The 12,681-nt window shown below is 73.3% G+C and carries 11 protein-coding genes; 5 read left to right on the plus strand and 6 right to left on the minus strand.

The features are described from left to right. Position 1: 1 nt before the first annotated feature. From QWM81_RS00630 to QWM81_RS00640, 3 genes are read right to left on the minus strand one after another with little or no spacing between them, the layout of a single operon-like run. Complete coding sequence (locus QWM81_RS00630) at positions 2 to 760, minus strand: amidohydrolase family protein (RefSeq protein WP_290109350.1); 759 nt, start codon at positions 758 to 760, stop codon at positions 2 to 4. Beyond that, positions 760 to 1,518, minus strand: coding sequence for a hypothetical protein (locus QWM81_RS00635; protein WP_290109351.1), 759 nt, complete (start codon positions 1,516 to 1,518; stop codon positions 760 to 762). The genes QWM81_RS00630 and QWM81_RS00635 overlap by 1 nt, the downstream gene beginning before the upstream one ends. After that, the gene (locus tag QWM81_RS00640) at positions 1,515 to 2,699 is read right to left on the minus strand and encodes a DegT/DnrJ/EryC1/StrS family aminotransferase (RefSeq protein ID WP_353938261.1); all 1,185 of its coding nucleotides are present in this window, start codon (positions 2,697 to 2,699) and stop codon (positions 1,515 to 1,517) included. Before QWM81_RS00640 ends, QWM81_RS00635 begins: the two co-directional genes overlap by 4 nt. A 228-nt stretch (positions 2,700 to 2,927) precedes the next feature. Here QWM81_RS00640 and QWM81_RS00645 point away from each other — a divergent pair, with 228 nt between their 5' ends. Together QWM81_RS00645 and QWM81_RS00650 are read left to right on the plus strand one after the other, a co-directional pair. Further along, positions 2,928 to 4,181 (plus strand): hypothetical protein, encoded by a 1,254-nt coding sequence (locus QWM81_RS00645; RefSeq protein ID WP_290109353.1) that lies wholly within the window; start codon positions 2,928 to 2,930, stop codon positions 4,179 to 4,181. Between the two features lie 155 nt (positions 4,182 to 4,336). After that, positions 4,337 to 5,437, plus strand: coding sequence for a mandelate racemase/muconate lactonizing enzyme family protein (locus tag QWM81_RS00650; protein WP_290109354.1), 1,101 nt, complete (start codon positions 4,337 to 4,339; stop codon positions 5,435 to 5,437). A 99-nt stretch (positions 5,438 to 5,536) separates the two neighbouring features. On the opposite strand, the gene QWM81_RS00655 is transcribed toward QWM81_RS00650, so the two are convergent. Next, entirely contained in the window at positions 5,537 to 7,723 is a 2,187-nt protein-coding gene (locus QWM81_RS00655; protein ID WP_290109355.1) for a S1 family peptidase, read from the minus strand. Between the two features lie 57 nt (positions 7,724 to 7,780). After that, positions 7,781 to 8,299, minus strand: coding sequence for a hypothetical protein (locus tag QWM81_RS00660; protein ID WP_290109357.1), 519 nt, complete (start codon positions 8,297 to 8,299; stop codon positions 7,781 to 7,783). A gap of 496 nt (positions 8,300 to 8,795) precedes the next feature. Here QWM81_RS00660 and QWM81_RS00665 point away from each other — a divergent pair, with 496 nt between their 5' ends. The 3 genes from QWM81_RS00665 to QWM81_RS00675 all read left to right on the plus strand — a co-directional run bounded on the left by QWM81_RS00665 (position 8,796) and on the right by QWM81_RS00675 (position 11,618). Then, positions 8,796 to 10,007, plus strand: a complete 1,212-nt coding sequence (locus tag QWM81_RS00665) for a DUF418 domain-containing protein (protein ID WP_290109359.1) — start codon at positions 8,796 to 8,798, stop codon at positions 10,005 to 10,007. A gap of 136 nt (positions 10,008 to 10,143) precedes the next feature. Next, positions 10,144 to 10,701: a quercetin 2,3-dioxygenase gene (locus QWM81_RS00670; protein ID WP_290109360.1), complete on the plus strand. Its 558-nt coding sequence runs from the start codon at positions 10,144 to 10,146 to the stop codon at positions 10,699 to 10,701. Next, a complete protein-coding gene (locus QWM81_RS00675) occupies positions 10,698 to 11,618 on the plus strand; it encodes an alpha/beta hydrolase (protein WP_290109361.1) in 921 nt (306 codons plus the stop codon). Before QWM81_RS00670 ends, QWM81_RS00675 begins: the two co-directional genes overlap by 4 nt. A 31-nt stretch (positions 11,619 to 11,649) precedes the next feature. Here QWM81_RS00675 and QWM81_RS00680 read toward each other — a convergent pair whose 3' ends face one another. Continuing rightward, positions 11,650 to 12,516 carry a PhzF family phenazine biosynthesis protein gene (locus tag QWM81_RS00680; protein ID WP_290109362.1) on the minus strand — a complete coding sequence of 289 codons (867 nt, stop codon included), beginning with the start codon at positions 12,514 to 12,516 and terminating at the stop codon, positions 11,650 to 11,652. Positions 12,517 to 12,681 lie beyond the last annotated feature (165 nt).

The following is a 12,681-nucleotide window of genomic DNA, read 5'->3' on the forward strand; positions in this document are numbered from 1 at the left end:
TTCACATGTGCGGCGGGAGGTCCGTGCCGACCTTCAGGCCGAACAGCTCCGCCGCGTTGCGCCACAGCACTCGCTCCAGCTCTTCCTCCGTGAACCGCGCGTCCCGGATCACGCCCAGGGACACGCAGGGGTCGATCAGCGTCGCGTCCGTGCCGAACAGCAGCCGCTCGACGGGGACTCCGGCCTCGCGCGCGTACGCGACGCGGCCCGCGTCCGTCGCCGTACGGCAGTGCTCCAGGTAGAGGCGGTCGCAGGCGGCCGCGGCGTGGGCGGCCTCGCGCCAGGCGTCACCGCCCGCGTGGCCCATGATCACCCGCAGCCCCGGCCGGGCCTCCACCAGCTCGGGCAGGAGGGTGACCTCGCGCCCCCAGGTGTGCAGCAGCAGCGGTACGCCGGCCTCGGCGACCACGTCGAAGGCCTCGGCCATCTCACGGCAGCCGGGCAGCCGTCCCGGATAGTGGGTGTGGATCTTGGCTCCGACGAACCGGCCGGTGTCCAGGCAGCGGCGGAGGTCGGCGGCGCTCTCCTCGATGCGGTTGGGGTTGACGACGGCGTACCCGTACAGCCGGGGGCGGCTCTCCAGCGCCTCGCGCAGTGCCGCGTTGCCCGCGACCGCGTCGTACACGACGGCTTCCGACGCCGACACGATCTGGAGGTCGATGCCGTACCGGTCCATCTGGGCGAGGTTGGTGTCGGCGTCACCGGTCGTCAGGTGGAACTGCCAGCGGCCCACATGGGCGTGCACATCGATGATCGGCATCAGGCGAGCAGCTCCTCGACATTCTTGGTGGCGATGGCGGCGCGGGCGTCGGGTGGGATGTCGGCGTAGCGCAGTTTCAGCGTCTGGGGCGAGATGTCCATGAACGGGGTGCGCGAGCCGAAGACGAGGTGGCGCGGGCCGACCGCGTCGATGACCCGCTCGATGGAGTCGGGACCGGACAGCATGCGGGTGGTGGCCTTGAACCCGGGCTCCTCGCGGGCCAGGAGGAGGAAGTCGGCCAGCAGGTAGGCGTGCAGGTCGAGGAAGATGACATCGGCTCCCCGGCCGGTCAGCGGCGGGCCGAAGCGGCGCGGGTCGCCGTCGTGCAGGAGCACCATCCCGCGGTCGATCGCCAGCTTCACCACGTGGCGGTAGCCGGGGAAGCCGGGCTCGGCGGCCTGTTCGCAGGTGAACAGCCGCAGGAACCGCACTCCCGCGGCGGTCAGTTCGTCCAGCCGGTCCTCAGCCGTCATCGCGTCCCGTACGTCAACGGTGCCGACCGGCAGCAGTTCGGGGCAGTCGGCGAGGTCGCGCAGCGTCTCGGCGTTGCCGGCGGCGTCGTCGAAGAGCGGCCCGCGCGTGGAGAGCGCGAGGGCGCCGGCGACGGGAGAACGGCGCAGATGGGCCCGTACGCCGTCGAGGTGGATGTCGCGGTGGTGGCGGGGCCATGGCCCGTACATCACGTCCACGTCCCAGCCGATGTGCTCCTCGGCGGACGGCTGAAGCCATGCGTACGTCTCGTGCGGCGACACGCTCATGATGTGGCGACCTTCCCCAGCGCCTGCGCGATCCGGTCCACGTCGTCCTCGCTGTAGCCCTCGTTCCACGGCAGAACCAGCAACGTACGGCCGATGAGCCGCTCGGCGCGAGGACACAGGCCCGGCGGGTAGCCCGACAGTGCCGGATTGGCGTACAGCGGCCGCTCCAGATAGCCGGGCAGGGCGGGCACGCCCCGCTCCTCCAGTCCGCGCGCCCAGCGGGTGTTGTCGTCGACGAGGAGCGGGACGACCCACCAGGCGTGGCCGGTACGCCGCTGAGGGACCGTCACCCCGGGCAGCCCGCCGACGGCCTCGATGAGGCGCCGCGCGCTCGCGCGGCGGCGGGCGACGACGCCCGCGACCCGGGTGAGCTGGACGCGGGCGACCGCGGCGACCAGTTCCGTCATGCGGTAGTTGAGGCCCATGGTGCGGTGGATACGGCCCTCGGCGCGGTCCCAGCCCTTGTCCATGAACAGCCGCATACGGGTGGCGAGGGACGGATCGTCGGTGAGGGTGAGGCCGCCGTCGCCCGCGGTGATGTGCTTGTACTGCTGGAGGCTGAAGCAGGCGATGTCCCCGGTGGTCCCGAGCAGCCGGCCGGCCTCGTCCTCGCCGAGCCAGGCCTGGGCGCAGTCCTCGATGAGCAGCAGCCCGTGCCGGTCGCAGATCTCCCTCAGCCGTACGGTGTCGGCGGCGCCGCCGAAGAGGTGGACGGCGATGACGGCCTTGGTGCGCGGGGTGACGGCCGCCTCGACGGCGTCGGGGTCGAGGTTGCCGTCGTCCTCGCGTACGTCGGCGAAGACGACCCGGCCGCCCTGGGCGACGACGGGCGCGACGGTGCCGAAGTCGGAGATGGGGGTGGTGATGACCTCGTCGCCGGGGCCGACTCCGGCGGCGGCCACGGCGAGGTGGAGGGCGGCGGTGCCGGAACTGCACGAGACGGCCTCGGCGCGCCCGTACAACTGGGCCATTTCGGCCTCCAGCGCCCGGGCCTCGTGGCCGAACGCGCCGCACAGGACGGCCGAGTCCAGGACCCGGAGCACCGCCACGCGTTCCTCCTCGCCGAATGTCCTTCCCCGTGGGTCGAGAACTGTGGGCAGCGGCATTTCCCGTTGCGGCATCGGGGGATTATCCTCTCGGCAGCACGCGATTATGGCCTGGGCCGAAAGTAGAACCCCCATCGGCGGCCGTCAATCAGGCGTAACGCAGGCGTCACCCCGCACACGGGAACGGGCACTTCAGCACAGAGTGCCGGGGCAGTGCGTCAAGTGGTACGTCAGGTGGTATGCCGGGCGGGTACGTCAGGTGGTACGTCAGGTGATATGCCGGGCGGTGTGTCACTTCGGGGCGTCAGTCCGGCGCGCCGGCAGAGCACTTCAGTGGAATGTCCAGCAGAACGGAGACCGGCCATGCCGCTCACGGTCGGCGTGATAGGTCCCGAGGACCTGGTCCACAAGGTTGTCGCGGTCGGCGGCCAGGCGGCCGGACCCGCCCGGCTGCTGCCCCTGCCGTACCGTCACGAGGACGAGACCACCGACCTCGTGACCGGTGCCCGGTCGCGGGCGGACGCGCTGCTGTTCACCGGCGTCGTCCCGCACACGCTGGCGGGCGCCGCCGGGGTGCTGGACCGCCCGGCGATGTACGTGCCGTACAACGGCGCCACCCTGCTGCGGGCGCTGGTCGAACTGCTGCGGCTCGGGCACGACGTGGCCCGCGTCTCCATCGACACGCTCCGCCGCGACGAGGTGCTGGAGACGATGGCGGAGGCGAAGTTGCCCACCGACCGGGTGCGGGTGCTGCCGTACCGGCCGGGGCTCACCTCGCAGGAGATCGTGGACTTCCACCTGGAGGCCCGTGACAGCAAGAAGACCAGGGTGGCCATCACCTGTCTCGGCTCGGCGTACCACGTGCTGGAGCAGCAGACGCACGCGGTGCGGCTCGCACCGTCCCGGCACTCGATACTGGCGACCCTTCAGGCGCTGGTCCTGACCACGGCGGGGCAGCACAGCGGGGACGCGCAGGTGGCGCTGGGCATCATCGACCTGCCGGGCGCGGACGCGCGGCTGGCGGAGGACATACGGGTGCTCGGTGGCAGTCTGGCCGAGCTGCCCGATGGGCGGCGGCTGGTGGTGACGACGCGCGGGGTGCTGGAGACGGTGACAGAGCGATTCACTTGTATCCCGTTCCTCGACGGCCTCGCGTCCCGGCACGGCACCGCGCATGTCGGGTTCGGCCTGGGGCGTACGGCGGCCGAGGCGGAGGCCCTCGCCCGGCGGGCCGTCAACCGGGCGCGCTCGGTGGGCGCGGCGGCGGGCGTGGTCTCCATGGCGGACGACGTCGACCTGGTCATCGCGGCCGGCGGGACCGGGGCGGCGGCCGATGCTGACGCCGGTGCCGAGCCGGCCGCGCCGGAGAGCCCCGCACTGCTGGCCCGCCGCGCCGGGCTGCACCCGCACACCCTCGACCGGCTGCGGGAACTGGCCGCGGCGGACGGGGGCGCAGGCGTCACCGCCCACCTCGTGGCCGAGCACCTGTCCGTGCAGCAGCGCACCGCCCGCCGCATCCTCAAGCGCCTGGAGCGGGCGGGCGTCGCCGTACCGACCGGGAGTCGTCAGGACGGGCGGACCGGCCGCCCTCCCACCGTCTACCGGGTCCATCTGTAGCCCGCGGCCGACCGGTTACGCCGCGGTCCGTCCGCGGTCCGTCCCTGGTCCTTTCCTGGTCCGTCCCTGGTCCGCGGCCGTTCCCGTTACGGCCCGGGCCGAAACCCCGACACCGCAACCGCCACCCCCCACGGCGGAGACGAAGGAGCTCGCGCGTGAGAATCGCCTCGTTCCACACCCATGTCGTCCGTGCCCGCTATCGCCGCCCGTTCGCCATCAGCAGCGGCAGCAGCACCGACCTTGTCAGCCTCCTCGTGGAGGTCCGGACGGCCGATGGGGCGTCCGGTTTCGGCGAGGCGTCGCCGATGACCGCGTACACCGGCGAGACCCTGGCCGGGCTGTGCGCGGCGGTGACCGACCATGTCGGGCCGGCGCTCGTCGGCCGTGACCCGCGCGACCTGACGGGCGCCCATGCCGCCATGGACGCCGCGATCCGGGGCCAGCACCTGGCCAAGGCGGCGCTCGACCTGGCGTTGCACGACCTCGCGGCGGGCGCCGCCGGGTGGCCCGCGCACCTGCTGCTGGGCGGCGGGGCGACGGGCGGGCCGGTGCCGACGACCTGGGTGGTGGGGCTGGGCACGCTCGACGAGATGGCGGAGGAGGCCGCCCGGTACGCGGCGGCCGGCTTCCCGCACATCAAGCTCAAGGGCGGTGAGGACCCGGCGCTCGACGTCGAGCTGGTCGCCGCCGTGCGCAAGGCGGTCCCCGAGTCGGTCGAGCTGTCGCTGGACGCCAACGAGGGGTACGCGCCGGGCGGCGCCGCCCGCACCGTCGCCCGCCTCGCGGACGCCGGGCTGGACCTGGTGGAGCAGCCGCTGCCGCGCTGGGACCTGGACGGGCTGGCGGCGCTGCGCGCGCACGGCGGGGTACGGGTCATGGTGGACGAGTCGGTGCAGTCGGCGCACGACGCGCTGGAGGTGGTGCGCCGGGGCGCCGCCGACGTACTCAACATCAAGATCCTGAAGGTGGGCGGGCTGTACCGGGCGCGGCAGATCGCGGCTCTCGCCCAGACCGCGGGCCTCGCGGTGAAGGTCGGCACGATGCCGGAGCTGGGGGTGGCGACCCTCGCGGCCGCGCACCTGTCGGCCGCGCTGCCCCACGCCACGGTTCCGCCGGACCTGGTGGGGCCGCTGCTCGTCGACGAGGAGCCGCTCGCCCCGGCGGCGTTCGCGGACACACCGGGGACGGGCCGGGTGCAGCTGCCGGTCGCGCCGGGCCTGGGCCATGGGCTGCGTGCGGGGGCGTCGTTGAGGTGACCACACGGAACGGCCCGCCCCCTTCCGCGGGACGGGCCGTTCTTGTGCGGTGAAGCGGGTGGCTTACCGGATCGCGGAGCCTTACCGGATCGGGGAGTTTTACCGGATCGCGGAGCCGAAGACCTCACCGGCGGCGGGGAGGCCGCCCTGACCGGGCCGGTACGTGGTGACCGGCTCGGTCGCGGTGCCGGAGAACACGTTCGCCCACGGCACGGTGTGGACGGCGCCGGTCGCGGCCGGGCCGTAGGGCATGCCGACGTACAGGTGCGTGCCGGTGGCGGTGATGCTGGTGCCCAGGCGCTGGCCGGCGCCCGAGGTGCCCGGCAGGCCCGCCTTGCCCGGCTCGACCGCGACGTCGGAGGCGCCGGGAGCGCCCAGCAGCGGGAACACCGTGATCGAGCCGGCGTCGGCGGCCGTACCGATGTCCTCGTTGGGGATGCCGACCGCCAGCAGGGTGTTCTGGGCGGTGCTCACCGCGCCCGGCGTGGTGGCGACGGCCGAGAGGTAACGGCCGAAGTTGTCGGACTCCTCCTGGACGCCGAGCACGTCGGTGGCGTCCTGGTTGATGTCGGCGATCTGGGCGACCATGCCGGTGGCGGACACCCGGAGGGTGACGACGCGGCCCGCGTCCTTCACGGTGGCGCTGTCCTCGCCGGGAGAGCCGATGGCGACGATCGACTGCGTCGCGGGCGCCGTGGCCGACGTGCGGTACGGGACCATGGCGAGGCCGGCACCGAACTGGTCGCCGGTCTCCGCGCCGCCGTTGACGGCGTCGCTGTCCTGATTGAGGCCCACCAGCGAGGTGGGCAGGCCCTCGGCGTTCAGCTTGTGGCTGAGGATCTCCACGCCGCCGGCGGTCGTCTTCGCCTCGATGGCCTCTCCGGGAGCGCCGATGGCGATGTGCTCCGGGGAGGCCGCGACCGTGGTGCCGAACCGGTCGTCCTTCTCGACGGCTCCGGAGACGCCCGTCTTGTCCTGGTGCACGGCCGCGTTGGTGGTTCCGCGCAGGTAGAAGGTGCTGCCCGCGTTGGCGACGTCGCCCAGGTCCTCGCCGGGCATGCCGATCAGCAGGTAGGGCTCACCGGCGGTGGTGGCACCGGCGGCCAGGGCGTGGCCCATGCGGTCGCCCGCCTCGGAGGCGGATGCCTTGATGGCCCCCGAGCCCGTGCCCTGCTCCAGGTTGAGCGAGGCCTTGCCCTTGGTGAGGCCGGCCGGGGCCCCGTACAACACCTGCACCATGCCGGCGTCGGTGGCGGTGCCCAGGTCCTCGGCGGGGACGCCGACCACGAGGTCGGTGCAGCCGTCCAGGTTGTGGTCGAAGACGGCGAGGGTCTCGCCGAAGTAGTCGCTCGCCTCGGAGCCGCCGGGCACGGCGTCGAGGTCCTGGTTGATCTCGGCGGTGCCCTTGCCGCCGCCGTAGATGATGCGCACGAGACCGGCCTTGGCGTCGCCGCCGACGGTGGCCTGCGGGTCGCCGACCGCGATGTCGCGCTGGCCGTCGCAGTTGAAGTCGGTGGGACGGGCGGCCGCCACCGTGCTGTCGACCCATGCCTTCAGGTCGTCGACCCGGCTGCTGACGGCGCCAGTGCGGGTCTCGTCGGTACCCAGGCAACCGCCCTGCCAGGAGCGGCTGCTGACGGCGACCAGCTCGGTCTTGCCGTCCTTCTCGCGGACCGCCGGGCCACCGGTGTCGCCCTGGCAGATCGCGGCGCCGGCGGCCGCGCCGGTGAGGGCGAGGGTGTCGGGGTTCACGGCGTCGACGGTGAACGCGGACGTGTTGAGCCGGTTCGGCACCCATTCGGCCTTGGTGCGGCCGTAGCCGGTGACCGTCAGGGCCTCGCCCTGGGCGACCGGTGCGGCGGCGAGCGCGACGGGGGTGATGCCGGTGGTGGGCTTGGCGAGCCGGGCGAGGACCAGGTCACGCCCGGCGCGCGGCACGAGTTCCACGATTTCGCCGGTCTGGCCGCCGGTGGTGGTGAGGTCGGTGCGGCCGATGGTGGCGACGGACTTGAGCGCGGGCTTTCCGGCGACCACCGGGGCGCTCTGCTGGGGGTCGGCGGCGAAGCAGCTCGCGGCGGTGGCGATCCACTGGGGCGCGACGAGGACGCCGGAGCAGGCGCGTTCGCCTCCGCCGATGTCGATCTTGGCCGTGAAGGTGTACTTGCCGTCGGCGGCCGGGCCACCGATGACCGCCTGGGCGGCGGGTGCGGCGGTCAGCAGGCCGGCCGCCACGCCGGTGGCGAGGATGCCGGCGGTGACTGCCGCGCGTGGGAACTTTCCTGACACGTTGTGGTCCTTGGTCTTCTTCGCTGCGGAGCGTGGGGTGAGGGCAGTAAGGCGCGGTCAGCCGGTGACGCGGATCTCGACCAGGACGGTGGGGTCACCGCCGGTGCCCTCGCCGACGCCCTGGAAGTTGTCCTTGGGAACGTTGACGGTCTGGGTCTTCCCGTTGGCCGTCAGGTCCGCGCTGATCGGGTGGTCGCTGGTCTGCAGCGCGTAGACGTCGGGGACTTCAAGCGTGAGGTAGCCGCGCGTGGCGTTGGCGTCGAAGCAGTATTTGCCGTCGGCGGTCTGCCGCGTCCATACCTGGATTTGCTGCCGGGAGCTGTCGCAGTCGGCGAGGAGGATGCGGCCGTCTCCCTTGTGCAGGGTGAGGCCCTTCTCGGCCAGGATCTTGGCGGCGTTCGGGTACGAGAAGTCCTCGACGGCGACGGGAGGCAAGGTGTCGTCGGCGGCCGCGGCGGCGGTGGTGCCGATGGACTGCGGCCCTCCCGCGGCGAAGGCGAGGGTGGAGATGCCGGCGAGGGAGGCGAGAGCCCCCATCAGGACGGCGAGCAGGCGCCCGCGGAGGCGAGGTATCACAGAGTGGGATCCTTCCGGACGGTGTGCGGCGACGCCAAAGTCCGGAACTCAGCTTCCCCCCGCACAGCTGATGGTCAGTCAACCGAATGCGCGAGGACCTTACCTGAACATCACTACGCAAAACCATGACGCGCGTCACACACGGTGGGCGCGCACCCATGACACCCCTGCTGCGGGCCTGTCAGTGCAGGCGTATACAAATGAACCGACAATAGGACGAAGAACGCGGGGGCGGATCAGCGCGGTGACGCACACATCTACGGCGGCAGCGGGGGCGAACGCGCCGGACCCCACGGCCACAGCGGCGACCGGGTCGGGATCGGGGTTGGGGTTGGGGCCTGGGTTCGCGTCGGGGTCCGGGGCGGGGCCGGAGTCCGGGGCGGGGCCGGAGTCCGGGGCGGGGCCGGCGTCCGGGGCGGGGCCGGCGTCCGGGGCGATGTCCGGGTTGGGGTCCGGATCGGGATCCGGGGCTAGGTTCGCGTCGGGGTCCGGGGCGATGTCGGCGGCCACGCCCGAATCCGCTCCCACGCCGGCGGTCACGCCCGGACGGCGACGGCTGCTGAGCGTGGACGTGGCCCGCGCCATCGCGGTGTTCGCCATGTTCGCCGCCCACATCGGCCCGCCCGCCGAGCCCGAAGGAGCCGGCTATCTGCTGGTCGCGTTCGACGGGCGCGCCCCGGCCATCTTCACGCTCATCGCGGGGCTTTCGCTGACGCTCTCCCGGGGCGGCACCCGGCCGCGCAAGCAGCCGGGCGGGGCGGTGCGCGGCACCCTCGTACGGTGTGCCGTACTGGCGGTGCTGGGACTGGCGCTGACGGAGCTGCGATCGGGAATCGCGGTGATCCTCGCGTTCTTCGCGCTGTACTTCCTGGCCGCCGAGCCGCTCGCGCGGCTGCGCACCCGGGCCCTGGTCGCGGTCGCCGCGCTGTCCGTGGTCGTCGGGCCCGTCCTGTCGTACGTTCTGGGGCCGTACTTCGGGTACCGCGCGACCGGGCGCGGCCGCTACCCCGGCTTCGAGGCCGTCACCAGCTGGTCGGGGTTGGGTGACGCGCTGGACACGCTGCTGCTGTCGGGGGCGTATCCGTGGCTGACGTACTTCCCGTACGTGGTCGCCGGCATGGCGCTGGGCCGGGTCGCGGACCTGCGCCGTCCCGGTATCGCCCGCCGCCTCATCGGCTGGGGAGCGCTGATCACGCTGGCCGGGCACGGCCTGTCGGCCCTGGCACTGGGCCCGGGTGGCGGGCGCGAGGCACTGCTGCGGGCCATCGCCAGGAGCCACGCGTTCGCGGTCGACGCCCCTGATCCGGTGCGGGCGGTGCTCGCCAAGCAGGCGGGCGCGATACCCAGCACCTCCTGGGCCTGGCTGCTGGTCGACGACCCGTACAGCCAGACCCCGCTGGAGACCCTCGCCAACATCGGCGCGGGTCTGCTGCTCCTCGGCCTCGCCGTCGCCGCGTGCCGCGGCAGGCTCCTCGAACCACTGCTGCGCCCGCTGGCCGTCGTCGGCACGATGGGCCTGTCGGTGTACGCCGTACACGTCATCGCGCGGGCGGAACTGCACCCCCACCACGGCTGGCCGGCACTGGGCGCGTTCTGCGGGGTCTCACTGGTGGGGTGTGCCGTATGGGCGTACGTCTTCCGCCGCACTCCCTTGAGGCGGGGGCCCCTGGAGTGGACGCTGCACGCCCTCGTGCGGTCGACCAAGTGACCCCCACCCGCCGTGCCTGCTCGGCCACCGCACCCGTCCCGCCTCATGACGCACGGGGACCCGGCGGGCCCACTTGCCCCTTGACCCCACCGTATGTCAGGCTGCCTGACACTTCGAGCCGAGTCCGGGAGACCCCATGACGATGGAATACGCCACCCCCTACCGACGCGCCTCCCGCATACCCGCCGATCCGGGCAAGCCCTACTTCATCGAGAAGGGCGAGGGCGACCGCGCCCACCTGTTCGGTGACCTGATCACCATCTACGCGGGCGGCGAGCAGAGCGAGAACACCTTCAACTTCTTCACCGTGGAAGGCCCCAAGGGCAACCTGATCCCGGCCCACCTGCACCCCGACACCTACGAGGTCTTCTACGTCACCGCCGGGGCGGTCCGCCTGTTCGTCGAGGACACCGAGGGCAACCAGCAGGAGAAGCTCCTCACGCCCGGCGACTTCGGCTTCGTACCCAAGAACTGCCCCCACGCCTACCGGATGGAGCGCCACCACAGCCAGGTCGTGGGCGTCGCCGCGGGCCCCGGCGGGACGTTCGAGCGGTTCTTCGAGAACCTGGGCGCGCCCGCCGACCAACTCGGCCTGCCGGTCGAGCCGGTCGTACCCGAACCCCACAAGTTCGCCACCGTCCCGCGCCAGTACGACGTGCGGTTCCTGCCCGACCACGAGTGGCGGACCCGGTGAACGACAACCGCCCCTCCCTGCCGGAGCTGATCACCGCACCGCACCCGGACGTCGCTCCGCTGCCGCCCGCCGCGCAGTGCGGGAGCGTACACGTGCTGCGCGGCGTCCCGTACGCCAACGTCGCCGACAGCCGCCCGCTGGAGCTGGACCTGTGGCTGCCTGAGAGCGCCGGGGCGGGCCACGGTCCCGTGCCGCTCGTGCTGTTCGTGCACGGCGGCGCCTGGCGGCGAGGCCGGCGCGACGACATGGGGCTGCGCACCCGCCAGTGGACGCCCGGGCCGTTCGCCCGCATCGCGGCGGCGGGCCTCGCCGTCGCCTGCGTCGACTACCGGCTCAGCGGGGAGGCCCGCTTCCCCGCCCCGCTGGACGACCTCCGCGCCGCGCTGCGGTGGCTCACGGTGCGCTCGGCGGAGCTCGGCATCGACACCGGACGTACGGTCGTGTGGGGCGAGTCCGCGGGCGGTCACCTCGCCTCCCTCCTCGCGCTCACGCACGCCGGCGCTGCCCTGGCCGGCCCATCCGTGGCGGGCGCTGCCCTGGCGGGCGCCGTCGTCTGGTACGGGCCGAGCGATCTGGCCACCCCGCGCGGCGGCTACGACCCGTACGATCCCGCCACGCCGGAAGCGATGCTCGTCGGGGCCGCCCCCGCCACCGTCCCGGACCGCGCCGCCGCGGCCGGCCCCGTGGCACAGGTCCACCCCGGAGCCCCGCCCTTCCTGCTGGTCCACGGCGAGGAGGACACCATGGTGTCGTGCACGCACAGCGAAGCACTGGCCGCGCGCCTGAAGGAGGCGGGCGCACCGGTCGAGCTGTGGACGGTCCCGGGCGCCGACCACGGCTGGCACGGGCTGCCCGACACTGGGGTGGAGGCCATCTTCGCGCGCTCGCTGGACTTCGCCCGGCGGGTCGTGACCTGACCGCAGCCGGCCGGTGGTCATGCCCGCGAGGTCAGGCGATACGCGCCGCCGCCCCCGACACCCGTACCCGCTTGTCGCCCTCGCGCAGTTCGACGGTCAGCACGCCCGGGCGGCCCATGTCGTCGCCCTGGTGAAGGGTGAGGATCGCCGAGTCCGGGACCAGGCCGAGTTCGCGGGCGTACGCCCCGAAGGCACCCGCCGCCGCGCCGGTCGCCGGGTCCTCGACCACACCGCCCACCGGGAACGGGTCGCGCACGTGGAAGACGAACTCCGACGCGCGCCACACCAGTTGCACGGTGGTCAGGTCCAGGCGGCGCATGAGGGCGTCGAGGCGGTCGAAGTCGTACGCCAGGTCCGCCAGCCGTTCGCGGGTCGCGGCGGCGAGCACCAGGTGGCGGGCACCGGCGAAGGCGATCCGGGGCGGAAGCGCCGGGTCCAGGTCGGCGGCAGGCCAGCGAAGCGCGGCCAGCGCCTCGGTGAGGTCCGCCTCGGCGACGTCCTCGACGCGCGGCTCGACCGTGGTGAGCGTGGCCCGCAGCGCCCCGTCCTCCTCGGTCACCGTCACCGGTACGGTCCCGGCGCGCGTCGCGAACACCAGGTCCCCGGCCCCGATGCGCTCGCCGAGCGCGACAGCCGTGGCGACCGTGGCGTGGCCGCAGAACGGCACCTCCGCCTTGGGGCTGAAGTACCGAATGGTGAACGCCCGCCCCGGCACCCCGTCCAGCCCCTCGGGCGGCGCGGACAGGAACGCCGACTCGCTGTACCCGAGCTGGGCGGCGATGGCCAGCATGTCGGCGTCATCGAGCCGGGAGGCGTCGAGGACGACGCCGGCGGGGTTGCCACCCTCAGGGTCGCTGGAGAAGGCGGTGTAGCGCAGGATTTCAGGCCTCGTCGTCATGATCACCCCAACTCACGAACGCCGGGCCTTGTTCCCGGGTCTCGACGGACGGCGGCTTTGGGGCCTATGACGACGCGGATGCCCCGCGCTGCCGGGTGCCGGCTGCCGGGCGCGCGGTGCCGGGTGCCGGGTGCCGTACGAGATCACCTTCCTGGCGATGGGCTC

Source organism: Streptomyces ficellus (genome assembly GCF_030406405.1).
In the GTDB taxonomy this organism is placed as follows: Bacteria; Actinomycetota; Actinomycetes; order Streptomycetales; family Streptomycetaceae; genus Streptomyces; species Streptomyces ficellus_B.